We start from the raw sequence: 22,256 nt of genomic DNA, 5'->3' as shown, positions 1-22,256 counted from the left end.
GCAATCGCCTCAGGGCGACATCTGCAGCGGAATGGTCACCGGGCCGTCGTTCAGCAAGTGCACTTTCATGTCGGCGCCGAACTCGCCTGTTTCGACCACAGGATGCGCGGCGCGCGCCTGGGCCACGAAGTATTCGTAGAGTCGGCGCCCTTCGTCGGGTGCCGCCGCCTGGGTAAAGCTCGGCCGGTTGCCCCCGCTGACATCGGCCGCGAGAGTGAACTGGCTCACCACCAGCAAGCCACCGCCGATGTCCTGGACGCTGCGATTCATCTTGCCGGCGTCGTCCGAGAAGATGCGCAATTTGAGGATCTTGGCCAGCATGCGATCGGCCTGCGCATCGCCATCGCCGCGCTCGGCGCACAGCAGGACGAGAAGCCCGGCATCGATGGCACCGGCAGTGCGGCCGGCGATCTCGACCCGGGCACTGGCCACGCGCTGCAGCAACGCCTTCATGGTGTGTGGTCCTTTTGCGTTGCGCGCGCTTCCATCCCCAACGGCAGCAACTGGATGGTCACGCGCAGACCGGGTACTGCATCCATCAGTGCCTGTTCGAGCGCATCGCGCAAGCCGGCTGCCCGTTGGAGCGGCCACGCCCCCGGCACGTGCATGTGCAGATCGGCAAAGCGCCGCTGGCCCGCACGACGGGTCACGATGTCGTCGAAGCGAAGCTGCGAGCCCTCCGGCACGTCTGCCGCGAACCGTTCGAGCGTGGCCTGCAATTGCGCCAGAGCCTCGGGGTCAAGCGCCTCGTCCATCAGCCCCTGCGACGATCGCCAGACCAGCTTCACACCTTCGCGCGCGATGTTCAGCGCCACGCCGATGGCAAGCAAGGGGTCCAGCCATAGCCATCCGGTCAACGCGACCGCCGCGACGCCGACGAGCACCGCACCCGACGTCCAAACGTCGCTCATGAGATGCCTTGCGTCCGCCTCCAGCGCGATGGAACGATGCGTCTGCGCGGCCCTGAACAGCACCAGCGAGAGCGCGCCGTTGAACACCGAACTCAGGACCGAAAGCGCCAGGCCCCAGCCGACCTGTTCGAGTGGTTGCGGTGAAAGCAGCCGGACAACCGCCGCCCAGACGATGGCAATGGCCGCACCGATGATCAGGATGCCTTCAAAGCCCGAGGAAAAATACTCGGCCTTGTGGTGTCCATATGGATGATCTTCGTCCGCAGGCCGAGCTGCGATGGTGACCATGGCCAGCGCAAAAGTCGCGCTTGCGAGATTCACGAACGACTCCATGGCGTCCGAGATGAGCCCCATCGAATTCGTGATGTAAGCCGCCCATCCCTTCAACAGAATGGTGATGACTGCGACCGCCACCGAGACGCGAAGCAGCGTCCGGGGGCTCAATGCGGCGAGCTTCAGGATGTGGGGGTTCAATGACAAGAACTAATGCCGAGAAATGGCTTCAAACCGCGGCCGATTGTTGCGGAGCGCCCTTGCCGTCCTGGGTTCGATTAATACTCGCGTACTATCGACGCACGTACTAGAACCAAAATCGAAATCATACGTGAACAAAAGTCTTGCCATGGGCCTGTGTGGCCTCACTTTTGCCTGCGCCGGCGTCGGTGTCCAGGCGCAGCAATCTCCCGCTACCAAGCCTTTCGCTGCCGGCACCTCGAACCCGGTGACGATCGAAGAGCGCGCCGGCATCCTGAAATCCGTGCAAGGCAATGTTCAGCTTCTGAGCGCCAACGGTTCGTCGCGAGTCGCCAGTGCGGGCGACTTGCTGGCCCCGATCGATCGCGTGGTGACCGGGCCCGACTCCGGCGCCAGCGTGGTTCTGCGCGACGGCACGAAGATCGTTGTGGGTCCGTCCTCGCGCCTTGATGTCAAGGAATTCCATTTCGATTCGACCACGCAGGACGGCGGCATGCTGGTTTCGCTCCTGCGCGGCTCGCTGCGCATGGTCACCGGTCTGATCGGCAAGACGCATCCCGATGCGGTGCGGGTCGAGACGCCCACCGCAGTGATCGGCATTCGCGGTACGGACTTCATCGTTCAGACAGACGCGCAACCGTGATGCTCCGCCGCTTTTCATTCGTCGTCGCGATTCTGCTGGCCGCACTGGTTGCGGCCTGTTCGACCCCCGGGACACGCGTCGTGCTGTTGCCGCAAGCAGACGGCAAGCCTTCTGCCGTGGTCGTGAGCACCGAGGACGGAGAGGAAACCCTCTCCAAGCCCTATCAACGCGCAACGGCAGCCGTGGGGGCACGGGGCGCACCCGTCGTCGACGAGGCGGATCCCAGCCGCGTGAAGGCCGAGAACAAAGAGCTCTTCGATCTGATGCCGCCACCGGTGCAGCGCTATACGGTGTACTTCGAGGCGGGCGAAACGGTGCTCACCGCGAAGTCCCAAGTCGCCATGAGCGAGGCACTGACCGCGGCCCTGGCGCGCAGCGGAGGCGAGATCGTGGTGACGGGCTACACCGACACGGTTGGGTCCGTCGCGCGCAATGACGAACTCTCTCGCAGTCGCGCCGCGCAGATACGCCAGATCTTCCTCGACCGCGGATTCCCGCCGAACCGCATCGAAGCCGTCGGACGAGGCGAACGCGAACTTGCCATCCAGACACCGGATGAAGTCGACGAACCACGCAACCGTCGCGTGACCATCGAAGTGCGCTGATCAGCTCAGATTGACGCGAGCGAACTTGCGCTTGCCGACCTGCACGACGTAGCTGCCGGCGTCCAGCTTCAAGGCCTTGTCGCTGACGACACTCGAGTCCACCCGCACGCCGCCACCATCGATCAGGCGGTTACCCTCGGACGTCGAAGGCGCGAGCTCCGCCTGCTTCAGCAGTTGCGCAATACCCAGCGGAGCGCCGGTCAAGGCAACTTCCGGGATCTGATCGGGCACACCGCCCTTGCTGCGGTTGACGAAATCCTGCTCGGCTGCGTCGGCCAGCGTTGCACTATGGAAGCGTGCGGTGATTTCCTTGGCCAAGGCAACCTTGGCGTCCTTCGGATTGCGGCCCGCCTCGACTTCGGCCTTGAGCGCCGCAATGTCGGCCAGCGACTTGAAGCTGAGCAGCGTGTACCAGCGCCACATGAGCGTGTCCGAAATGGACAGCACCTTGGCAAACATGGTGTTCGGGTCCTCGCTGATCCCGATGTAGTTGTTCTTGCTCTTCGACATCTTCTCGACGCCGTCGAGGCCTTCCAGCAGTGGCATAGTGAGTATGCACTGCGGCTCTTGCCCGTACTCCTGCTGAAGGTGACGGCCAACGAGGAGGTTGAACTTCTGGTCGGTGCCGCCAAGTTCGAGGTCGGACTTGAGCGCCACCGAGTCGTAGCCCTGCATCAGCGGATAGAGGAACTCATGCACCGAAATCGACTGGCCCGCCTTGAAACGCTTGCTGAAGTCGTCTCGCTCCATCATGCGCGCCACGGTGTACTTGGCGGCCAGCTGGATCATTCCACGCGCGCCGAGCGGATCACTCCACTCGGAGTTGTAGCGGATTTCGGTCTTGGCGGGGTCCAGCACCAAGCTGGCTTGACGGTAGTAGGTCTGGGCGTTGGCTTCGATCTGCTCACGGGTCAGGGGCGGCCGCGTGCTGTTGCGGCCGGACGGGTCCCCGATGGTGGTCGTGAAATCACCGATCAGGAAGATCACGGTGTGACCGAGATCCTGGAGCTGGCGCATCTTGTTGAGCACCACCGTGTGACCGATGTGGATGTCCGGCGCCGTAGGGTCCAGGCCGAGTTTGATTCGCAGCGGTGCCCCGGTTGCCTCGGACCGCTGGAGCTTTCGCACCCATTCGTCCTGGGGCAGCAACTCGTCAGTTCCACGAAGTGAAATTTCGAGCGCCCGTCCTACACCTTCGGAGATACTTGATGTTGTAACAGAAGCGGCGTACATGGCAATTTTGGGCTGATTTTTCTATGGCCGAAGCTATACTCAGCCCGACATTTCAAGCGTCGAATTCTAAGCGGCGCTGTTTCCCCGCACCGTCCTGCCGCCCGTTCGACACGGCCCTCGCAGCACGGATTTGCAGAACCTGAGCTGGAATTTCGAAGTTTTGATCAACGGCATTCTTGCCGCCGAGGAGCTGATTGCTTCGCGCGTGGCTTACACATTTCGGACATATCCGAAGCAGATCACGGCAGCGATCGCCGCAGTGCTTCTGTCCGCGGGTGGCGGTGCCTTTGCTGTTGCCTCGCTGGGCCCGGACGCGGCCAAGATACCTGTGAAGCAGGTGTTCGAGGCGGTGACACCTCTCCCTTTCGCCGAACAGACTGAAGCCCTGGACAGCTATAGCTTCACCCTGTTTCGCACTGAAATCACCCGTTCCAGCGATACAGCAGAGGCCCTGCTGCAGCGCCTCGGGATCGCCGACACCTCCGCAGCGACATTCGTCCGCACCAACCCCGAAGCCCGCGCCGCCCTGTTAAGCCGCCCTGGCCGTACGGTGACCGCCGAAGCCACGCAAGAAAATGCGCTGCAGAAGCTCAGCGCGCGCTGGATTCCGGACGGCGACGGCGGCTTCAAGCGGCTCGTGATCGAGAAGACGCCTGGCGGCTTTGCCGCACGAACCGAAACCGACGCCCTGACCCCGGGATCGCGGCTCGCTAGCGGCACCGTGCGCACCTCGCTATTCGCGGCGACCGACGATGCAGGCATTCCCGACTCGGTGGCGGGCCAGTTGGCCGACATCTTCTCCGGCGATGTCGATTTCCGATCCCTGCGCAAGGGTGACCGCTTCGCTGTCGTCTACGAAACCTTCGACGCCGACGGTCAGACACTGCGCAACGGTCGAGTCCTGTCGGCAGAGTTCGAGAGCAACGGCAAGCTGCATCAGGCCCTGTGGTACCAGGAGCCCGGACAGAAAGGCGGCTATTACCGGCCAAATGGCGATAGCCTTCGCCGCGCATATCTCTCATCACCGGTCGAGTTTTCGAGGGTGTCGAGCGGCTTTGCGATGCGGATGCACCCCATCCTGAATACTTGGCGCCAGCACCACGGCATCGACTTCGCCGCCCCCACGGGCACGCCCGTTCGGGCCGTTGGCGACGGTACAGTCGAATTCGCGGGCACGCAGAGCGGTTACGGAAACATCGTGATCCTGAAGCACCGCACCAATCAGGAAACTGCGTACGCGCACCTGAGCCGCATCGACGTCAAGGTCGGCCAAAGTATCAGCCAGAGTCAGACACTGGGAGCGGTCGGCTCGACCGGCTGGGCCACGGGGCCGCACCTTCACTTCGAATTCCGTGTGAACGGCGACTACCAGGATCCGTCCACGATTGCGCAACAGGGCGGCGGCTCGCCCATCACTGCTTCGGCGCGCCCCGCATTCGATCGTCTTGCCGTCGCGACACAGGCCGAGCTGTCAGCCGCCTTCGCGGTCGTCCAGGCCAGCGCCGACTGAACACTGTCTTGGCGGCGGCCCGACGAATTCACCTGAACCGACCCGAAAATGGCTGAACTCTTCGTCGGCCTGATGTCGGGCACTTCGATGGACGGCGTTGATGGCGTCCTTGCCGATTTCTCCGAAGGGCGCATCGCGGTGCAAGGGTACGCCGCTGCGCCGTTCTCAGTGGGATTGCGGTCCGAACTCATGGCTCTCAATACGCCCGGCGGCGATAACGAACTGCATCGCGCCGCACTGGCCGGCAACGGACTGGCCCGGGCGTACGCTGGCGTCGTTCGGCAATTGCTGGCGGACGCCGAACTTTCCGCCGACGCCGTGGTTGCCATCGGCGCGCACGGCCAAACAGTGCGACACCGGCCCGGAGAGTTCGACGATGTCGGCTACACCCTGCAGATCAACAACCCGTCCTTGCTCGCGGAGCTGACCGGCATCCCGGTCGTCGCGGATTTCCGAAGTCGCGACCTTGCCGCCGGCGGGCAAGGCGCGCCATTGGTGCCTGCGTTTCATCGCGCGCTGTTCGCCCGCAGCGATCAAGCTGTCGCGGTATTGAACATCGGCGGGATCTCGAATCTCAGCGTACTTCCGGCCAGCGCTGGCACGGTGCTGGGATTCGACTGCGGTCCGGGCAACGCGCTGATGGACCACTGGTGCCAGGCCCACATCGGCGAGCCTTTCGACGCCGATGGCCAATGGGCAGCCAGCGGAACGGTGTTGCCGGATCTCCTCGAACGCCTTCTCGACGACCCGTATTTCGCCAAGCCACCACCCAAGAGCACTGGACGCGACTTGTTCAACCCAAACTGGTTGGCTTCGATTCTGGGCACGTCGAATGCCGATCCTGCCGACGTGCAGGCGACCCTGACGGAGTTGACTGCACGCGTGTGCGCCGAGCATCTGCAACGCCACGGCGCTGACAGCCAGTTGCTGATCGTCTGCGGCGGGGGCGCCCTCAATCTTCACCTGATGTCCCGGCTGAAAACACTGCTCCCGGCCGTGGACGTCGTCTCATCCGCCGAGCGCGGTCTGCCGCCCCAGGAAGTCGAAGCGGCGGCCTTTGCGTGGCTGGCACGCAGCACCATTCGAAGCGAAGCTGGCAACCTCGCCAGCGTGACCGGCGCGCGCGGCGCGCGCGTTCTCGGCGCGATCTACCCCGCCTGAGCCATTTGCCCAGCCGGCTTCAGCCCTGTCCGGACACCTCGGGCTGCGCCGGCTGAACGGCACGCGCTTCCGGCGGGAGGTTCCAGAAGATCAGCGCCGAGGCCAGAGTGACCAATCCCATGCTGGCGAATGTGGCCTCGAAGGCATGCAGCGTCGCGACCGGTGTCTCGCTGCCGAAAATGCCGGTGTAGCCCGACAGGACCGCACTGGCCGCAGCCACGCCCAGGCTCATTGCCAGCATCTGAACCATCGACAGAAGACTGTTGCCGGCGCTGGCCATGCTTCCGTCCAGGTCCTTCAGCGTGATGGTGTTCATGGCCGTGAACTGCAGCGAATTGACTGCGCCGAAAGCGATCAGCTGAACGATGTGCAGGGCGACCGGCTGCTGGGGCGTCGCAAACCCGAAGCTCGCCATCGAGAGGCCTACGAGCGAGGTGTTGACGACCAGCACCTTGCGGTAGCCGTATCGCGTGATCAACGGCGTCGCAAAGCGCTTCATGGCCATGCCGGCGAGCGCGATCGGCAACATCATGAGACCCGCCCGCAATGGCGAGTACCCCATCGAGACCTGGAGCAAGAGTGGTATCAGAAACGGCATGCAGCCACTGCCCAGGCGCGAAAACAGGTTGCCCAGCAAGCCGATGCTGAGCGTCGGAATACCGAACAAAGCCGGCTCGAAGAGCGGATAGGGGCGGCGCACGGCGTGAAGCCAATAAGCCGTGATACTCGCGAAGCCGAACACCAGGAGCACCAACACCCCAACCTGCCGCAAGCCGAGACCGGACACGCCATCGATTGCCAACGAGATCGCGACCATGCCGAAAGCCAGCAGTGCGTAGCCGACACCGTCGAAACGCCGCCTGTCGGCCGCACGCAGATCCGGCATGACCCTCAGCGTGGCAAAACATCCGACAAGCCCCACGGGGACGTTGATCAGGAAGATCCAATGCCATGACGCGTACTGGACCAACCAGCCGCCCAACGTCGGCCCCAGCAATGGACCGATGAGTCCCGGAACGGCGACGAAGCTCATCGCCGCCAGGAACTCGGCGCGCGGCACCGATCGAAGCAACGCCAGGCGCCCCACCGGCAGCAGGAGGGCTCCGCCCATCCCCTGGATCACGCGCGCCGCCACCAGTTGATCGATGCCGCGCGACATGGCGCACAGCACCGACCCGGCGACGAACAGCACGATGGCGAAGAAGAACACCCGGCGCGTCCCGAAGCGATCCGCCATCCATCCGGAAGCGGGAATCAGCATGGCCATCGTGAGCGCATAGGCCACCACGACCGACTGCATGCGCAGTGGGCTCTCACCCAGGCTCGTGGCCATCGCCGGCAAGGCCGTATTGATGATGGTGGCATCGAGCGTCTGCATGAAAAAGCCGATGGCCACGAGCCACAGCAGGCTCTTGGGCGGGGATTCCGAAACGGTCATGCGATCACGGAAAGGCGGGCAGCAAAAAGCCGCCCGAAGGCGGCTTTCAAAAAAGACACAGAAAGACCGAACACATCAAGCAGAGAAGCTCGATCCGCAGCCGCAGGTGCTGGTAGCGTTCGGATTCTTGATCACGAACTGCGCACCTTGGAGGTCTTCCTTGTAATCGATCTCGGCGCCGACGAGATACTGGTAGCTCATCGCGTCGATCAGCAAGGACACGCCGTTCTTGGTCATCGTCGTGTCGTCTTCGTTCGTGATTTCGTCGAAGGTAAATCCGTACTGGAAGCCCGAGCACCCGCCGCCCTGCACAAATACGCGCAACTTGAGGTCGGGATTGCCTTCTTCGGCGATCAAATCGGCGACCTTGGCTGCCGCACTGTCGGTGAAGACGATCGGCTCAGGCATTTGGGTCTGAATGTTTTCTGCAACGGCACTCATTTGAGAGGACTCCTGTGGGGCCGAACATGCGGCCGATCGTGGATGCTACTTCAACCAACAAAAAACCGCCCGGAGGCGGTTTTTTGACAGTTCGAGCAACAAGCCCAAAAAGGCTGTGATTTAGCGCTTCGAGAACTGCTTGCGGCGGCGTGCGGAATGCAGACCGACTTTCTTGCGCTCCACTTCGCGCGCATCGCGCGTCACGAAGCCAGCCTGGCTCAACACTGGCTTGAGCGACGCGTCATAGTCGATCAGCGCGCGGGTGATGCCGTGGCGGGTCGCGCCGGCTTGGCCGGACTCACCGCCGCCAGCCACATTGACCATGATGTCGAAGGTTTCGACGTTGTTGGTCAAGAAGAGCGGCTGCTTGGCAATCATGATCGAGGTCTCGCGGCCAAAGAACTCTTGGATGTCCTTGCCGTTGACCGTGATCTTGCCGGTGCCCTTTTTCAGAAACACGCGGGCGACGCTGGATTTGCGACGGCCGGTGCCATTGTTCCATTCACCAATCATTCTCAAGGCTCCTTACAGTTCCAGCACTTTGGGCTGTTGGGCGGCATGCGGGTGCTCTGCGCCACCGTACACCTTGAGTTTCTTGATCATCGCGTAACCGAGCGGGCCCTTGGGCAGCATGCCCTTGACGGCCTTTTCCAGGGCGCGGCCTGGGTGCTTGGCTTGCATGTCGCGGAAGTTGGTGGCCGTGATGCCGCCCGGGTAACCCGAGTGGCGGTAGTACACCTTGTCAATCGGCTTGGCGCCGGTGACGCGCAGTTGGGCTGCGTTGATGATGACGATGAAGTCACCGGTATCGACGTGAGGCGTGTAAATGGCCTTGTGTTTGCCGCGCAAACGGAGAGCAACTTCGCTGGCTACTCGTCCGAGGACCTTGTCGGTCGCGTCAATCACAAACCACTCGTGCGTCACGTCAGCGGGTTTGGCGCTGAACGTTTTGGTCATGAGTTTCTCTTTGAAGAGGGTTTGGCGGGCCCTTTTCCACGGTCGGTGTTCCTCTGGCGGGAATCTCTTAGGTGGATGTTTCGCCTTCGCCGCGGGGCCACAAAAACGCTGCGAAGCCCGCGATTATATGAAACATTGCTGTAAAGCACCAATACTCCCCCTGATTGAGAGCCGGCCCATTACCATTGGGGGATGTTCAGCTACCGCCACGCCTTCCACGCCGGCAATCATGCGGACGTGCTCAAGCACACGGTGCTGATTGCCACGCTCGACCACCTGCTCGAGAAAGACGCCGCTCTCACGGTGGTCGACACGCACGCCGGCGCGGGACTCTACCGCCTCGACGGCGACTATGCGGGGACCAGCGGCGAAGCAGTCGAGGGCGTCCTGCGACTGCTTTCCGAGCCGACCCTTGCACCGGCCAATACGGCCCCCCTCACCGATGCTCTGGCGCGCTACCTCGAAGTGGTCCGGGACTTCAACCCCAAGGGTGGCGCTCGCATCTATCCGGGCTCGCCCTTCATCACGCACCATCTGCTGCGCGACCACGACAAGCTGAAACTGTTCGAGTTGCATCCGACGGACGCCCGCACCCTCGATGCCAACATCGCGCAACTCGATGCCGGACGCCAGATCACCATCCTGCGGGACGACGGATTCAGCAGCGCGACGAAGTTCCTGCCACCGCCGTCGCGGCGCGCGCTGGTGCTTTGCGATCCCAGCTACGAGATCAAGAGCGACTACGCGCGCGTTCTCGATTTCGTGACCGAAGCGCTCAAGCGTTTTGCGACCGGCACCTACGCCATCTGGTATCCGATCATTCCTCGCCCCGAGGCGCACGACCTGCCGCGACGGCTGAAGACGCTGACCACGAAGGCCGGCAAATCGTGGCTGCATGCCACACTGACCGTCAAGTCAAGCAAGATCGTGACCGACGCATCAGGCACCAAGCACCGGCCCGGACTGCCGGCCAGCGGAATGTTCCTCATCAACCCACCGTACACGTTGAAGCCGCTGCTCGCAGCGGCGCTGCCCCAGATGGCAGAGCGCTTGGCGCAGGACCGCCACGCGGCATCTTCGCTCGATAGCGGCGGCGGTTGATCCTACCCACGTCGTGCTGCCACCCCTTAGCGATGTTTGCGGGGGGCAATCTTGAGCGTCGGCCTCGGTGCGGGTTTCTGCGCCGCATCCGACGGCGGATCTGCCGGGCCGACCGCCTCGCCGGCGCAACTGTCCGTGTCCTTGTCCACGATCGACAGCGCGACCTGCTTGATTCCCAATGCCAGCAATCCGATCGACTCGGCAGCGGCGCGGCTCAGGTCGATGATGCGCCCGGCGGCGTAAGGGCCGCGGTCGTTGATGCGAACCAGCACCTCGCGGCCATTCACAAGGCTGCGCACGCAGACGCGGGTGTTGAACGGCAAGGTCTTGTGAGCGGCCGTCAGCGCCGTCATGTCGAAGCGCTCGCCGCTGGCCGTCTTGCGTTGATGGAACTGGATGCCGTACCACGATGCGCCACCGCGCTCGAAGATCTCGCGGTCACCCGGAATGCCGTCGTCCGGTGGCAGTTCGCCCGCGCCCGACACGGCGAGGTCGTAGCGCACCGAGGGCACCTGGGAACGCGGCGGCGCACCGGGCGGCAGCGCGGGCTGCTTCGCCAGAGGACGAAGCCTGAACCCCGTTCCCTCGGCGGTACCGTCCGGCGATGATCCCTGCGTCGAGCAGGCTGCAAGCAAGACCGCCGCGATCGCCGCCGCCGCGAATCTTCCGAGCCGGACGCCCGACCTCATTCGCTCCAACCGAGACGCTGCAGTACGCCCAGCGTCGCGACCGATTGGTTCATCGTGTAGAAATGCAGCGCTGGCGCGCCGCCTGCGCACAAGCGCTCGCACAGGGTGGCGACCACGTCGAGCCCAAAGGACTTGATCGATGCGGTGTCGTCGCCGAAGCTCTGCAGCCGAAGGCGAATCCAGCGGGGGATCTCGGCGCCGCAGGCGTCGGAGAAGCGCATGAGCTGCGTCGAACTGGTGATCGGCATGATGCCCGGCACGATCGGCGTATCGAGGCCCATGGCACGCGCCTCGTCGACGAAACGCCAATACGCCTCGGGGCTGAAGAAATACTGCGTGATGGCCGAATCTGCCCCGGCATGCACCTTGGCCGCGAAAGCCTGCAGGTCTGCCTGCGGCGAACGAGCCTGCGGATGCACTTCGGGGTAGCACGCCACCTCAATATGGAAATCGCGACCAGTCTCGGCGCGAATGAAGGCGACGAGATCGCTGGCGTAGAGAAATTCGCCGCCGATGCCGTAGCCACTGGGCAGGTCGCCTCTCAATGCGACGAGGCGCTTGACGCCCATCGCCTTCAGTTCCGCCAGTTGCGTGCGGATGGTCGACTTCGTCGCGCCGATGCACGAAAAATGGCAAGCGGCGTCAACGCCTTCGCCGAGGATTTCGCGAACCGCGCCGAAGGTGCCGTCATGCGTCGAGCCGCCAGCACCGTAGGTGACCGAGCAGAACTGCGGCTCCCGCGCATAGAGCTGCTGCCGTACGGCCCTCAGCTTGACCGCCCCTTCGGGTGTCTTCGGTGGAAAGAATTCAAAACTGAGCGGAAGGCGCACGGCCGGCTCCTTGTTCGCCATTCGCATGAACGGCATGAATGAAAAACTCGCGATTGCCATCGCCACCCGCGATCGGGCTGTCCAGCCATCGCACGACGCGCAGGCCGAGCGCAGTACAGGCATCGCGCAGTCGCTGCTCGACGACGGCATACAACGCGGGATCGCGCACGATACCGCCCTTGCCGACCTGGCCCGGTTGCAGTTCGAACTGCGGCTTCACCAGCATCAGCAGATTGCCATCGGCCTTGAGCAGCGGTGTCAACGCCGGCAGCACGAGCGTGAGCGAGATGAAGGACAGATCGCCCACGATCAGATCGAAATCCGAATCCGCGGGTGACTGCGAGATCCAGTCGTCGGCGCGGAGTGCACGGGCGTTGACGCCTTCGACGGCAGTCACGCGCGCATCGGCCTGCATGCGCGGATGCAGTTGCCCATGCCCCACGTCCACGCCGATGACGTGCTCCGCACCTTGCTGCAGCAGGCAGTCGGTAAATCCGCCGGTCGACTGACCGACATCGAGACAGCGCTTGCTGCGCGGGTCGATCGCCGTCTCGCCGAGCGCACCTTCGAGCTTGAGTCCGCCGCGCGAGACGTAGCGCGCCTCGGCAGGATCGAGCAGTTCCAGCTCCGCCGACTCGGGTATCTCGTCACGGTTCTTGGCGACCACGCGCCAGGTCGTGCCGTCGCGCCAGCGCAATCCGCCCGCGATGAGGCGAACGGCTTGCGAGCGCGACGCAGCAAGGCCGCGTTCGACGAGCAACTGATCCGCGCGCAAAGCGCTACGTCCGTGTCCGCTCAATAGCGGTAGGTGTCCGGCTTGTAGGGGCCGTTCTTGTCGACACCGATGTACGCAGCCTGTGCGTCCGTCAGCTCGGTCAACATGGCGCCGACCTTCTTCAGGTGCAGGCGGGCGACCTTTTCGTCGAGGTGCTTGGGCAGCACATAGACCTTGCCGGCCTGATAGGCATCAGGCTTGGTGAAGAGTTCGATCTGCGCGATGGTCTGGTTCGCGAAGGACGACGACATCACGAAGCTCGGATGACCGGTGCCGCAGCCCAGGTTCACCAGACGGCCCTTGGCCAGCAGGATGATCTTCTTGCCGTCAGGGAAGGTGATGTGATCGACCTGGGGCTTGATCTCTTCCCACTCGTACTTCTCGAGCGATGCCACTTCGATCTCGTTGTCGAAGTGCCCGATGTTGCAGACGATCGCCTGGTTCTTCATCGCGAGCATGTGCTCGTGGCGGATCACGTCGCGGTTGCCGGTGGTGGTCACGAAGATGTCGGCCTTGTCGGCGGCATATTCCATGGTGACGACCTTGTAGCCTTCCATCGCGGCCTGCAGTGCGTTGATCGGGTCGATCTCGGTGACCCACACCTGGGCGCTCAATGCGCGCAGTGCCTGGGCCGAGCCCTTGCCCACGTCACCGTAGCCGGCCACGCAGGCAACCTTGCCCGCGATCATCACGTCGGTGGCGCGCTTGATGCCGTCCACCAGCGATTCGCGGCAGCCGTAGAGGTTGTCGAACTTGCTCTTGGTCACCGAGTCGTTGACGTTGATGGCGCGGAACAGCAGCGTGCCCTTGGCACTCATCTCGTTCAGTCGGTGGACGCCGGTGGTGGTTTCCTCGGTCACGCCGATGATTTCGGCCGACTTGCGGGTGTACCAGGTCGGATCCACCGCGAGCTTCGCTTTGATGGCCGCATAGAGGATGCGCTCTTCATCGCTGGTCGGGTTGGCGAGAACGCTCTGGTCCTTTTCGGCGCGCTGGCCCAGGTGCATCAGCAGCGTGGCGTCGCCGCCGTCGTCCAGGATCATGTTGGGGCCTTCGCCAGCCGAACCCTTGGGGCCGAAGTCGAAGATGCGATGGGTGTAGTCCCAGTAGTCTTCCAGCGATTCGCCCTTGATCGCAAACACCGGCGTGCCGGCAGCGGCAATGGCGGCGGCAGCGTGGTCCTGCGTCGAGAAGATGTTGCACGAAGCCCAGCGCACGTTGGCGCCCAGCGCCTGCAGGGTCTCGATCAGCACGGCTGTCTGGATCGTCATGTGCAGCGATCCGGTGATGCGCGCGCCCTTGAGCGGCTGGCTCTTGGCGAACTCTTCGCGGATGGCCATCAGGCCGGGCATTTCGGTTTCGGCGATGCGGATTTCCTTGCGGCCCCAGGCGGCAAGGGAAATGTCGGTGATGGCCTGGTCGGTGGAAGACGGGTTCTTGAGAACGGCGCTCATGTTGGCTCCAAAGCAAGTTTGAAAGATGCCACTGCGTTCGGGGAAAGGACTCACCGCGAGAACAGCGGGTGAGCGTGGTTGCGATGGTGGTCCGAGCCTCACGCCTGGCGGCGCTGCAACGCTCCTCGGAACGAGGCATTTTAGCGCTTGGCGGCGAAGCGTCGCCAGCAGCACTTTTTGATCAGTCCTAGACTCCAACGCTTCCCCGGAACCACTGAGTCAGAGGCGTTACAACATGTTCAAAGCCGGAGTTCTTGTCACTTCGTTCGTGATTGCCGCCTCGGTCGTTGTGCCGGCTGCTGCCTGGGCGCAAGCCGTACGCGTACGAGGTGTCCTTGTGCACGTCGACGCGAACACCCTGACCGTCAAGGGCCGCGGCGGCGAAGTCGTCACCATGGCGCGCCCCGCCAACCTGCGCGTCCTCGAGGTGCTCCCCCTGACGCCGGCCGCCATCAAGGCCAACAGCTTCGTCGGTGCCGGTTCGGTGCCGCAGCCCGATGGCACCCAGCGCGCCGTCGAGGTCTTGGTGTTTCCCGAGTCCATGCGCGGGACCGCCGAAGGTTTCTATCCCTGGGACTACATGCCCAACGGCACGATGACGAACGCCACGGTTTCATCGCTGGGCGCCGCGCCCTCCTCGGGACGGGGCGGCCTGAAGCTGACGCTCAAGTACGCGGATGGCGAAAAGACCGTGATCGTCCCGCCCGGCACGCCGATCGTCACCTTCAAGCCCGCACAGGACGATCAGTCGGCCCTGTTGGTCCAGGGCGCAAAGGTCGTCGTCTCGGTGCAAGTGAAGGATGGCAAGCCGACCGCCTCGAGCCTGCTCGTGGGCCGCAACGGATTCACGCCGCCCATGTAAATGCGGTGTCGGCCGGCGCATCGGCGGGTCGCTCGGTAAAATTGCGGGCTTTGCCTTCTGCCGCCCGCGCCCGTGAGCGCGCACCGCGTTCACCCCATGACATTCGCCTCCGAAACCCGCCGCCGCCGCACTTTTGCGATCATTTCCCACCCGGACGCCGGCAAGACCACGCTGACTGAAAAGCTGCTGCTGTTCTCTGGCGCGATCCAGATTGCCGGCTCCGTCAAGGCGCGCAAGGCTTCGCGACATGCCACGTCGGACTGGATGGAGATCGAGAAGCAGCGCGGCATCTCGGTCGCATCCTCGGTGATGCAGATGGCCTATCGCGAGCACGTCATCAACCTGCTCGACACGCCGGGCCACAAGGACTTCTCCGAAGACACCTACCGCGTTCTCACCGCCGTCGATTCGGCGCTGATGGTGATCGACGCGGCCAACGGTGTCGAAGCACAGACGCGCCGCCTGATCGAGGTCTGCCGCCAGCGCGACACGCCCATCATCACCTTCGTCAACAAGATGGACCGCGAAGTGCGCGAGCCGCTCGAACTGCTCGACGAGATCGAGCGCGAGCTGGGCATGCCCTGTGTGCCGATGACCTGGCCGGTCGGACAGGGCAAGTCCTTCGGTGGCATCGTGAACTTGCGTACCCACGCAATGACGGTGTTCGAGTCGGGCAGCGAGCGACTCCCACAGGACTTCGAGACCATTCCCCTGACCGATCGCGAGGCGCTCCAGAAGCGCTTCGGCCATGAATTCGAAACGGCCATGGAGAGCATGGAACTCGCCACCGGCGCATCGCCCGCCTGGGATCGCGAGGCCTTCCTCGCCGGCAAGCAGACGCCCGTGTTCTTCGGCTCCGGCGTCAACAACTTCGGGGTGATGGAAGTGCTCGATGCGCTGGTCGACCTCGCACCGCCGCCGCAACCGCGCGTGAGCACGACGATGGTCAACCGCCAGCCCGTCACGAAAGAGGTCCACCCGGATGACAAGGATTTCGCTGGCGTCGTCTTCAAGGTGCAGGCCAACATGGATGCCAACCACCGCGATCGCATCGCCTTCGTGCGAATGGCTTCGGGCCGATACACGCCGGGCATGAAGCTCAAGGTGCAGCGCACCGCCAAGGAACTGCGGCCGACCAGCGTCGTGACCTTCATGAGCCAGCGCCGCGAGGCCGTCGAGGAAGCCTATGCCGGCGACATCGTCGGCTTCACCACGCACGGCGGTGTGCAGTTGGGCGACACCATCACCGACGGCGCGTCGTTGCAGTTCACCGGCCTGCCCTTCTTTGCGCCCGAGTTGTTCATGACGGTGATCCTGAAGAACCCGCTGCGCACCAAGCAATTGCAGCAAGGCCTGGCACAGCTGGGTGAAGAAGGCGCGATCCAGGTGTTCCGCCCCGAGATCGGCGGACCGATGCTGCTCGGCGCGGTCGGGCAACTGCAGTTCGAGGTCGTGCAGCACCGCCTGAAGACTGAGTACGACGCCGACGTACGACTCGAAGGCTGTCAATACACCGGGGCACGGTGGATCACCGCCGATACGCCGGCCGAGCTGCGCACTTTCGTCGATGCCTATCCCGCACGCATGGCGCGCGACGCGGCCGACACGCTCGCCTTCCTGTGCACCTCGCCCTACGACGTGCGGCTGGCGCAGGAGCGCTTTCCCAAGATCCATTTCCATCCGCTGCGGGAGCATGCAGGCCTCGCGCTGCAAACGGCGGGTTGATGCAGCCGCTGAGTCAGTGGCCGTTGCAGGCGCGGCGCCAGTTGATCGGCGTCTTCACCGACATCGACGACACGCTGACAACCGAAGGCGCGATCACGCCCGATGCCTTGCAGTCGATGGCCGCACTGAAGGCCGTGGGCCTGCATGTGGTCGCCGTCACCGGTCGGCCGGTCGGCTGGAGCGAACCTTTCGCGACAGCGTGGCCGATCGACGCGATCGTTGCCGAGAACGGCGCGGTCGCGCTGGTGCCATCTGCCACTGGCGAACTCGAAAAGCACTACCAGCAAGATGCGGCGACCCGCGCTCACAACTTCGAGCGCATGCAGACCGTGCTCGCGCGCATCGAACGCGAGATTCCCACCGCCCGACGCGCCACCGATTCGACCGGACGCGAATGCGACATCGCGATCGATCACAGCGAGTTCGCCACCCTGAGCGATTCAGAGATCGCCGCCGTCGTCGCATTGATGCGAAGCGAGGACATGCACGCGACCGTGAGCAGCATCCACGTCAACGGCTGGTACGGCGATCACAACAAGCTCGCCGGCGCCCGTTGGATCGTGCGCGAACTCTGGGATCGCGACCTTGACGCCGAAATGGCGCGCTGGGCCTACGTCGGCGACTCCACCAATGACGCGCTGATGTTCGAGCACTTCGAACACAGCATCGGCGTCGCGAACGTCCGCCGCTTCGAGGCTGCCTTGCCGCATCTGCCGCGCTACGTCGCACGGCACGAGCGCGGCGCCGGATTCGCCGAAGTGGCGGCGGCAGTGCTCAGCGAACGCCGGAACTAGCCGCAGATCGCGGCTTCCGTTCCCTCAACCTCAATAGTGGGGCGGCAGTTCGTCGCGCAGGTTGCGCGATCCGCCAGCGCCGCCTTCGGGGATCTGCTGCCGGAGCTGCGCCACCTGGAGCATGAGGCTGTCGATCTGCTGCTGTTGCCTGTAGATGGTCAGGTTCAGTTGATCCAGCAGGTCTTCGGTGAAGCTTGCCTTGATTTCAAGCTCGTTCAGGCGGCGGTCGGCATCATGCGAGGTGTCCATGCCGCTATTGGACAGGATGTAGAGGCGATGGGGAGAAAATGCCGCGCATGGACCTCACGATTCGCACACTTCGCAGCGACGAGATGCCGCTCGTGATCGAATGGGCTGCGCGCGAAGGATGGAACCCGGGGCTGCACGACGCCGCCTGTTTTCATGCAGCCGACGCCGAGGGCTTCCTTGTGGCCGAGCACCAGGGCGAGGCCGTGGGCTGCATCAGTGCAGTCTCCTACGGCGGACGCTTCGGCTTCATCGGCCTGTACATCGTCGCGCCTGCTTGGCGGGGGCAAGGCGTCGGACTTCGCCTGTGGAAGGCAGGCATGGACCGGCTCGCCGGACAGGTCGTCGGGCTCGACGGCGTGCCCGCCCAACAGGACAACTATCGCCGCAGCGGCTTCGAACTGGCATGGAACAACGTCCGCTTCGCCGGCATCGCGCGACCCACGGACCCTGCCATGTTCGCGCAGGTCGTCCCGCTCGGCTCGATCGACTTCGCATCGCTCTGCGCCGATGATCGCCGCGTGTTTCCGGCGCCGCGCGAGGCGTTCCTGCGCACTTGGATCTCGATGCCCGATGCAACAGGATTGGCTTGCGTGGCGGAGGGAAGGCTCGCAGGATGGGGACTCATCCGGCGCTGCCGCGAAGGCCACAAGATCGGCCCATTGATTGCGGATGACCCGCAAGTAGCGAACACGCTCTTCGAAACGCTTCGCGCTAGCGCAGCTGCCGGAGAAGCCATCTATCTGGACGTCCCGCTGCCCAACCCCGACGCCGTCGAGCTTGCGAAGAGGCATACCATGCACAGCGTCTTCGAAACCGCCCGCATGTACGCAGGCCCCGCCCCCACCTGCGAGTTGAACAGGCTCTACGGCATCACCACCTTCGAACTAGGCTAGCGCCAACAAGAAAGCCCCGCACGCGGGGCTTTCATTCCAGGGCTGCCGCGGAACCGGCTTCGCCGGGCCGCTGGCTGCGCCCCCGGTAGGGGGTGGGCGCCCCGACACGAAGTGCGGAGCAACCTGGGGGCGAGCTCAATGCGCCAGGATCTTGTTGAGGAAGTCCTTCGTGCGCGGCTGCCGGTTCTCAGGATGACCGAAGAACTCATCCTTCGAACAGTCTTCGAGAATCCGGCCGCCCACGTCGATGAAGATCACGCGGCTCGCAACCTTGCGGGCGAAGCCCATTTCGTGCGTGACCACCATCATGGTCATGCCTTCCTTGGCCAGCGCCACCATCACGTCGAGCACCTCGCCCACCATCTCGGGATCCAGCGCGGAGGTCGGCTCGTCGAACAGCATCACGATGGGGTCCATGCTGAGCGCGCGGGCGATCGCCACGCGCTGCTGCTGGCCGCCGGAGAGCTGGCCGGGGAACTTGTCCTTATGCGCCATCAGGCCCACACGGTCGAGCATCTTCAGGCCGCGGGTTTTCGCTTCGTCGGCGCTGCGGCCGAGCACCTTGATCTGCGCGATCGTGAGGTTCTCCGTCACCGAGAGATGCGGAAAAAGCTCGAAGTGCTGGAACACCATGCCCACCTTCGAGCGCAACTGCGGAAGATTGGTCTTGGGGTCGTGCAGCGGAATGCCGTTGACCGAGATCTCGCCCTTCTGGAAAGGCTCGAGCGCGTTCACGGTCTTGATCAACGTGGACTTGCCGGAGCCCGAGGGACCGCACACCACGACCACGTCGCCCTTCGCGATGCTCACCGAGCAGTCGTTGAGCACCTGGACGGGCCCGTACCACTTGGAGACGTTCTTGATTTCAATCATTTTGTCGGACATTCAGGCCTCCCGCCGGGCCGCCCCAAGGGAGGCGTGCGCCCCCTCGGGGGGCAGCGAATACACGAAGTGATGAGCGTGGGGGTTCATGGTTTCTCCTTCAGCGGATGATGGCGATCTTCTTGTGGAGCATCTTGACCAGACGCGAGAGCGAATAGCAGAGCACGAAGTAGACGACCGCGGCCAACAGGTAGGCCTCCACCGGCCGGCCGAAATTCTTGGCGATGGTATCGAAGCCCTTGAACAGATCGTATGCGCCGATGGCATAGACCAGCGAGGTGTCCTGGAACAGGATGATGGTTTGCGTCAGCAGCACCGGCAGCATGTTGCGGAAGGCCTGCGGCAGGATCACGAGCTTCATGTTCTGGCTGTAGGTCATGCCCACGGCCTGGCCTGCGAAGACCTGGCCGCGCGGAATCGACTGGATGCCCGCGCGCATGATCTCGCTGAAGTACGCCGCCTCGAAGGCGATGAAGGTGATGATCGCCGAATACTCGGCGCCGACCGGCCGGCCGATGAAGAAGGGCACCAGCAGGAAGAACCACAGGATCATCATCACCAGCGGAATGCTGCGCATGCCGTTGACATAGATGGCGGCCGGCATATCGAGCCACTTCTTGCCCGAAAGCCGCATCAGCGCCAGCAAGGTGCCGAACACGATGCCGCCCGCAGTCGCGACGACTGTCAGGAAGATGCTGAAGTAAAAGCCCTTCAGCAAATAACTGCTGACCGTGGCCCACGTGAAGAATGAAAGATCGAGATTCATCTCAATGGCCTCCCGTTCCACCGGCCGCCACGAAGCCGGGCACCCGGACCTTCTTCTCGACCCAGGCCATGATGCGGTTGATGATCATCGCCGAAATGACGTAGAGCACCGTCACGGCAAGGTACATCTCCGACACGCGCGAAGTCTCCTCGCCGGCCTGCATCGCGAACTGGATCATCTCGGGAATCGACACCGCGAAAGCGACCGACGAATTCTTGAAGATGTTCATCGATTCGCTGGTGAGCGGCGGAATGATGATGCGATAGGCCATCGGCAGGATCACGTAGCGGTAGTACTGAGGCGTGGTGAAACCCATCGCCATGCCCGCGTAGCGTTGCCCCTTTGGCAGCGCCTGGATGCCGGAGCGCAACTGTTCGGCGATCCGCGACGAAGTGAAGAAGCCAAGCGCGAAGACCACCAGCAGGAACGGCGGCACGCCGGCAAAGATCGGAAAGATCTTCGGCACCACGTGGTACCAGAGAAAGATCTGCACCAGCAGCGGAATGTTGCGGAACAGTTCGACCCAGGCGTTGCCGAAGCGAACCAGCCAGGGGCTGTTCGGCAGCGTGCGAATCACGCCCACGATGGAGCCGATCACCAACGCCACGACCAGCGAGCAAAGCGACACCGCCACCGTCCAGCCCCAGGCGGAGACCAGCCATTGCCAGTACGTCGGAATCTTGCCGCCCGGGTCTTCCAGGAATACCTGCCAATCCCAAGTTCCCATCACACCTCCTCAATCGTTCTTGCTTGATTGAATCCTGAAAACAAACGCCCGCCGAAAAGGGCGGGCGCCTGGTTTCAGCCCATGCCGATCACTTCGCGACGTACGCTTCCATCGGCTTGTTGTTGGGGTTCGCCCAAGCATTCTTGGTGGCTTCCGACATCGGCAGGCCCACCTTCGTGTTGGTCGGCGGGATCGGCTGCATGAACCACTTGTCGTAGAGCTTGGCCAGCGAGCCGTCGGCGATCTGGCGCTTGATGCTGTCGTCGACGGCCTTCAGGAAGGCCGGGTCATCCTTGCGAACCATGCAGGCGATCGGCTCGACCGACAGCGCTTCGCCGACGATCTTGAAATCGGCCGGATTCTTCGACTTGGAGATGTTGCCGGCGAGGATCTGGCCATCCATCACGAACGCATCGGCACGGCCGGTCTCGAGCAGCAGGAAGCTGTCCGCGTGGTCCTTGCCCATGACTTCCTTGAAGTCGATGCCTTGTGCGCGTTCGTTCTTGCGCAGCGTCTGCACCGAGGTTGTGCCGGTGGTGGTGGCGACGCTCTTGCCGTTCAGGTCCTTGATCGAGTTGATGCCCGAATTGGCCTTGACGGCGATCCGGACTTCCTCGACGTAGGTCGTCACAGCGAAGGCCACGTCCTTCTGGCGAGCCGTGTTGTTGGTGGTCGAGCCGCATTCAAGATCGACGGTGCCGTTCTGCACCAGCGGAATGCGGTTCTGCGACGTCACCAATTGGCGCTTGATGTCCAGCTTGGGCAGGCCCAATTGCTTCTGGATATCGGCCAGGATGCGTTCGGACATCTCCGTATGGAAGCCCACGAACTTGCCATCGCCAATGGTGTAGGCCAGCGCACCGGACGAGTCGCGCACGCCCATGGTGACGGCGCCGGTCGACTTGATCTTGGCGAGGGTGTCATTGGCCTGTGCAAACGCTCCGCTCGTGGCGAGAGCCAATGCGGCCAATGCCAATACCTGCTTCTTCATAGGGATACTCCTGGGTGACTTAAGGGTAGGTCGGGATTCTAGACATTCACATGCTGCGGGATACCGGGACCAACCCGGTGCACGACGCACCGGGGTCGATCGCATTCAATGTGCAGGAGTGCCGCACTGGTGCGCCTGACGCTTT

25 protein-coding genes and 1 riboswitch are annotated in these 22,256 nt (G+C 63.5%); of the genes, 9 read left to right on the top strand and 16 right to left on the bottom strand.

Features of this window, described 5'->3' with window-relative positions; translation table 11 throughout:
• Nucleotides 1–9: 9 nt before the first annotated feature.
• Both dtd and AC1DHL_RS20475 read right to left on the bottom strand, forming a co-directional pair.
• On the bottom strand, nt 10–453 hold the full coding sequence (dtd, locus tag AC1DHL_RS20480) for a D-aminoacyl-tRNA deacylase (RefSeq protein ID WP_478163180.1): 444 nt from the start codon (nt 451–453) through the stop codon (nt 10–12).
• Nucleotides 450–1,385 carry a cation diffusion facilitator family transporter gene (locus AC1DHL_RS20475; protein ID WP_478163241.1) on the bottom strand — a complete coding sequence of 312 codons (936 nt, stop codon included), beginning with the start codon at nt 1,383–1,385 and terminating at the stop codon, nt 450–452. Before AC1DHL_RS20475 ends, dtd begins: the two co-directional genes overlap by 4 nt.
• Nucleotides 1,386–1,515: 130 nt before the next feature.
• On the opposite strand from AC1DHL_RS20475, the gene AC1DHL_RS20470 reads away from it, so the two are divergent.
• Nucleotides 1,516–2,028, top strand: a complete 513-nt coding sequence (locus AC1DHL_RS20470; protein WP_478097734.1) for a FecR family protein — start codon at nt 1,516–1,518, stop codon at nt 2,026–2,028.
• Entirely contained in the window at nt 2,028–2,633 is a 606-nt protein-coding gene (locus AC1DHL_RS20465; protein WP_478097732.1) for an OmpA family protein, read from the top strand. Before AC1DHL_RS20470 ends, AC1DHL_RS20465 begins: the two co-directional genes overlap by 1 nt.
• On the opposite strand, the gene tyrS is transcribed toward AC1DHL_RS20465, so the two are convergent.
• Entirely contained in the window at nt 2,634–3,866 is a 1,233-nt protein-coding gene (tyrS, locus tag AC1DHL_RS20460; protein ID WP_478163179.1) for a tyrosine--tRNA ligase, read from the bottom strand.
• Between the two features lie 160 nt (nt 3,867–4,026).
• Between tyrS and AC1DHL_RS20455 the strand changes: the two genes are divergently transcribed.
• Together AC1DHL_RS20455 and AC1DHL_RS20450 are read left to right on the top strand one after the other, a co-directional pair.
• The gene (locus AC1DHL_RS20455) at nt 4,027–5,376 is read left to right on the top strand and encodes a peptidoglycan DD-metalloendopeptidase family protein (RefSeq protein ID WP_478098135.1); all 1,350 of its coding nucleotides are present in this window, start codon (nt 4,027–4,029) and stop codon (nt 5,374–5,376) included.
• A gap of 48 nt (nt 5,377–5,424) precedes the next feature.
• Nucleotides 5,425–6,537 (top strand): anhydro-N-acetylmuramic acid kinase, encoded by a 1,113-nt coding sequence (locus tag AC1DHL_RS20450; RefSeq protein ID WP_478163178.1) that lies wholly within the window; start codon nt 5,425–5,427, stop codon nt 6,535–6,537.
• 19 nt (nt 6,538–6,556) lie between these two features.
• On the opposite strand, the gene mdtD is transcribed toward AC1DHL_RS20450, so the two are convergent.
• From mdtD to rplM, 4 genes are all read right to left on the bottom strand, one after another.
• Entirely contained in the window at nt 6,557–7,975 is a 1,419-nt protein-coding gene (mdtD, locus tag AC1DHL_RS20445; RefSeq protein WP_478097728.1) for a multidrug transporter subunit MdtD, read from the bottom strand.
• A gap of 75 nt (nt 7,976–8,050) precedes the next feature.
• Nucleotides 8,051–8,416: an iron-sulfur cluster insertion protein ErpA gene (gene erpA / locus AC1DHL_RS20440; protein WP_007827949.1), complete on the bottom strand. Its 366-nt coding sequence runs from the start codon at nt 8,414–8,416 to the stop codon at nt 8,051–8,053.
• Nucleotides 8,417–8,536: 120 nt separating this feature from the next.
• Nucleotides 8,537–8,929, bottom strand: a complete 393-nt coding sequence (gene rpsI, locus AC1DHL_RS20435; protein WP_478097726.1) for a 30S ribosomal protein S9 — start codon at nt 8,927–8,929, stop codon at nt 8,537–8,539.
• A 12-nt stretch (nt 8,930–8,941) separates the two neighbouring features.
• On the bottom strand, nt 8,942–9,373 hold the full coding sequence (gene rplM, locus AC1DHL_RS20430; RefSeq protein WP_478097724.1) for a 50S ribosomal protein L13: 432 nt from the start codon (nt 9,371–9,373) through the stop codon (nt 8,942–8,944).
• A gap of 192 nt (nt 9,374–9,565) precedes the next feature.
• On the opposite strand from rplM, the gene AC1DHL_RS20425 reads away from it, so the two are divergent.
• Complete coding sequence (locus AC1DHL_RS20425) at nt 9,566–10,474, top strand: 23S rRNA (adenine(2030)-N(6))-methyltransferase RlmJ (protein ID WP_478163177.1); 909 nt, start codon at nt 9,566–9,568, stop codon at nt 10,472–10,474.
• Nucleotides 10,475–10,500: 26 nt separating this feature from the next.
• Here AC1DHL_RS20425 and AC1DHL_RS20420 read toward each other — a convergent pair whose 3' ends face one another.
• Genes AC1DHL_RS20420 through ahcY form a run of 4 tightly spaced genes read right to left on the bottom strand, consistent with a single transcriptional unit; the run spans nt 10,501 to nt 14,222 of the window.
• The gene (locus AC1DHL_RS20420; protein WP_478097720.1) at nt 10,501–11,163 is read right to left on the bottom strand and encodes a septal ring lytic transglycosylase RlpA family protein; all 663 of its coding nucleotides are present in this window, start codon (nt 11,161–11,163) and stop codon (nt 10,501–10,503) included.
• A complete protein-coding gene (gene metF, locus AC1DHL_RS20415) occupies nt 11,160–11,993 on the bottom strand; it encodes a methylenetetrahydrofolate reductase [NAD(P)H] (protein WP_478163176.1) in 834 nt (277 codons plus the stop codon). Before metF ends, AC1DHL_RS20420 begins: the two co-directional genes overlap by 4 nt.
• Complete coding sequence (locus AC1DHL_RS20410) at nt 11,971–12,768, bottom strand: TlyA family RNA methyltransferase (protein WP_478163175.1); 798 nt, start codon at nt 12,766–12,768, stop codon at nt 11,971–11,973. The genes metF and AC1DHL_RS20410 overlap by 23 nt, the downstream gene beginning before the upstream one ends.
• A gap of 20 nt (nt 12,769–12,788) precedes the next feature.
• Entirely contained in the window at nt 12,789–14,222 is a 1,434-nt protein-coding gene (ahcY, locus tag AC1DHL_RS20405) for an adenosylhomocysteinase (RefSeq protein ID WP_478163174.1), read from the bottom strand.
• 63 nt (nt 14,223–14,285) lie between these two features.
• A riboswitch (S-adenosyl-L-homocysteine riboswitch) is annotated at nt 14,286–14,355 on the bottom strand.
• Nucleotides 14,356–14,457: 102 nt separating this feature from the next.
• Here ahcY and AC1DHL_RS20400 point away from each other — a divergent pair.
• From AC1DHL_RS20400 to AC1DHL_RS20390, 3 genes are all read left to right on the top strand, one after another.
• The gene (locus AC1DHL_RS20400; protein WP_478163173.1) at nt 14,458–15,084 is read left to right on the top strand and encodes a hypothetical protein; all 627 of its coding nucleotides are present in this window, start codon (nt 14,458–14,460) and stop codon (nt 15,082–15,084) included.
• A 96-nt stretch (nt 15,085–15,180) separates the two neighbouring features.
• Nucleotides 15,181–16,809, top strand: coding sequence for a peptide chain release factor 3 (locus tag AC1DHL_RS20395; RefSeq protein WP_478163172.1), 1,629 nt, complete (start codon nt 15,181–15,183; stop codon nt 16,807–16,809).
• Nucleotides 16,809–17,603: an HAD-IIB family hydrolase gene (locus AC1DHL_RS20390; RefSeq protein ID WP_478163171.1), complete on the top strand. Its 795-nt coding sequence runs from the start codon at nt 16,809–16,811 to the stop codon at nt 17,601–17,603. The genes AC1DHL_RS20395 and AC1DHL_RS20390 overlap by 1 nt, the downstream gene beginning before the upstream one ends.
• Before the next feature lie 30 nt (nt 17,604–17,633).
• Here AC1DHL_RS20390 and AC1DHL_RS20385 read toward each other — a convergent pair whose 3' ends face one another.
• Nucleotides 17,634–17,852, bottom strand: a complete 219-nt coding sequence (locus tag AC1DHL_RS20385) for a SlyX family protein (RefSeq protein ID WP_478097706.1) — start codon at nt 17,850–17,852, stop codon at nt 17,634–17,636.
• A 47-nt stretch (nt 17,853–17,899) separates the two neighbouring features.
• On the opposite strand from AC1DHL_RS20385, the gene AC1DHL_RS20380 reads away from it, so the two are divergent.
• Nucleotides 17,900–18,745 (top strand): GNAT family N-acetyltransferase, encoded by an 846-nt coding sequence (locus tag AC1DHL_RS20380; RefSeq protein WP_478163170.1) that lies wholly within the window; start codon nt 17,900–17,902, stop codon nt 18,743–18,745.
• 135 nt (nt 18,746–18,880) lie between these two features.
• Here AC1DHL_RS20380 and AC1DHL_RS20375 read toward each other — a convergent pair whose 3' ends face one another.
• The 4 genes from AC1DHL_RS20375 to AC1DHL_RS20360 all read right to left on the bottom strand — a co-directional run bounded on the left by AC1DHL_RS20375 (nt 18,881) and on the right by AC1DHL_RS20360 (nt 22,111).
• The gene (locus AC1DHL_RS20375) at nt 18,881–19,618 is read right to left on the bottom strand and encodes an amino acid ABC transporter ATP-binding protein (RefSeq protein ID WP_478163240.1); all 738 of its coding nucleotides are present in this window, start codon (nt 19,616–19,618) and stop codon (nt 18,881–18,883) included.
• A 109-nt stretch (nt 19,619–19,727) separates the two neighbouring features.
• Nucleotides 19,728–20,393, bottom strand: a complete 666-nt coding sequence (locus AC1DHL_RS20370) for an amino acid ABC transporter permease (RefSeq protein WP_478163169.1) — start codon at nt 20,391–20,393, stop codon at nt 19,728–19,730.
• Nucleotide 20,394: 1 nt separating this feature from the next.
• Entirely contained in the window at nt 20,395–21,120 is a 726-nt protein-coding gene (locus tag AC1DHL_RS20365) for an amino acid ABC transporter permease (RefSeq protein WP_478163168.1), read from the bottom strand.
• An 88-nt stretch (nt 21,121–21,208) separates the two neighbouring features.
• Nucleotides 21,209–22,111 (bottom strand): amino acid ABC transporter substrate-binding protein, encoded by a 903-nt coding sequence (locus tag AC1DHL_RS20360; RefSeq protein ID WP_478163167.1) that lies wholly within the window; start codon nt 22,109–22,111, stop codon nt 21,209–21,211.
• Between the last annotated feature and the right edge of the window lie 145 nt (nt 22,112–22,256).

The sequence above is a fragment of the Variovorax sp. 10L426 genome, assembly GCF_056395305.1.
The sequence above is the reverse complement of the archived record's forward strand: the minus strand, read 5'-3'. Positions and strand labels throughout refer to the sequence as shown.

Excerpts from the sequence above, each read along its gene's own strand:
- AC1DHL_RS20395 (WP_478163172.1), top strand. The coding sequence starts at position 15,181 with ATGACATTCGCCTCCGAAACCCGCCGCCGCCGCACTTTTGCGATCATT.
- AC1DHL_RS20365 (WP_478163168.1), bottom strand. The coding sequence starts at position 21,120 with ATGGGAACTTGGGATTGGCAGGTATTCCTGGAAGACCCGGGCGGCAAG.
- AC1DHL_RS20420 (WP_478097720.1), bottom strand. The coding sequence starts at position 11,163 with ATGAGGTCGGGCGTCCGGCTCGGAAGATTCGCGGCGGCGGCGATCGCG.
- AC1DHL_RS20385 (WP_478097706.1), bottom strand. The coding sequence starts at position 17,852 with ATGGACACCTCGCATGATGCCGACCGCCGCCTGAACGAGCTTGAAATC.
- rpsI (WP_478097726.1), bottom strand. The coding sequence starts at position 8,929 with ATGATTGGTGAATGGAACAATGGCACCGGCCGTCGCAAATCCAGCGTC.
- AC1DHL_RS20380 (WP_478163170.1), top strand. The coding sequence starts at position 17,900 with ATGGACCTCACGATTCGCACACTTCGCAGCGACGAGATGCCGCTCGTG.
- erpA (WP_007827949.1), bottom strand. The coding sequence starts at position 8,416 with ATGAGTGCCGTTGCAGAAAACATTCAGACCCAAATGCCTGAGCCGATC.
- AC1DHL_RS20425 (WP_478163177.1), top strand. The coding sequence starts at position 9,566 with ATGTTCAGCTACCGCCACGCCTTCCACGCCGGCAATCATGCGGACGTG.
- rplM (WP_478097724.1), bottom strand. The coding sequence starts at position 9,373 with ATGACCAAAACGTTCAGCGCCAAACCCGCTGACGTGACGCACGAGTGG.
- AC1DHL_RS20465 (WP_478097732.1), top strand. The coding sequence starts at position 2,028 with ATGCTCCGCCGCTTTTCATTCGTCGTCGCGATTCTGCTGGCCGCACTG.
- AC1DHL_RS20400 (WP_478163173.1), top strand. The coding sequence starts at position 14,458 with ATGTTCAAAGCCGGAGTTCTTGTCACTTCGTTCGTGATTGCCGCCTCG.
- AC1DHL_RS20360 (WP_478163167.1), bottom strand. The coding sequence starts at position 22,111 with ATGAAGAAGCAGGTATTGGCATTGGCCGCATTGGCTCTCGCCACGAGC.
- dtd (WP_478163180.1), bottom strand. The coding sequence starts at position 453 with ATGAAGGCGTTGCTGCAGCGCGTGGCCAGTGCCCGGGTCGAGATCGCC.
- mdtD (WP_478097728.1), bottom strand. The coding sequence starts at position 7,975 with ATGACCGTTTCGGAATCCCCGCCCAAGAGCCTGCTGTGGCTCGTGGCC.
- AC1DHL_RS20450 (WP_478163178.1), top strand. The coding sequence starts at position 5,425 with ATGGCTGAACTCTTCGTCGGCCTGATGTCGGGCACTTCGATGGACGGC.
- AC1DHL_RS20370 (WP_478163169.1), bottom strand. The coding sequence starts at position 20,393 with ATGAATCTCGATCTTTCATTCTTCACGTGGGCCACGGTCAGCAGTTAT.
- tyrS (WP_478163179.1), bottom strand. The coding sequence starts at position 3,866 with ATGTACGCCGCTTCTGTTACAACATCAAGTATCTCCGAAGGTGTAGGA.
- AC1DHL_RS20375 (WP_478163240.1), bottom strand. The coding sequence starts at position 19,618 with ATGATTGAAATCAAGAACGTCTCCAAGTGGTACGGGCCCGTCCAGGTG.
- ahcY (WP_478163174.1), bottom strand. The coding sequence starts at position 14,222 with ATGAGCGCCGTTCTCAAGAACCCGTCTTCCACCGACCAGGCCATCACC.
- AC1DHL_RS20390 (WP_478163171.1), top strand. The coding sequence starts at position 16,809 with ATGCAGCCGCTGAGTCAGTGGCCGTTGCAGGCGCGGCGCCAGTTGATC.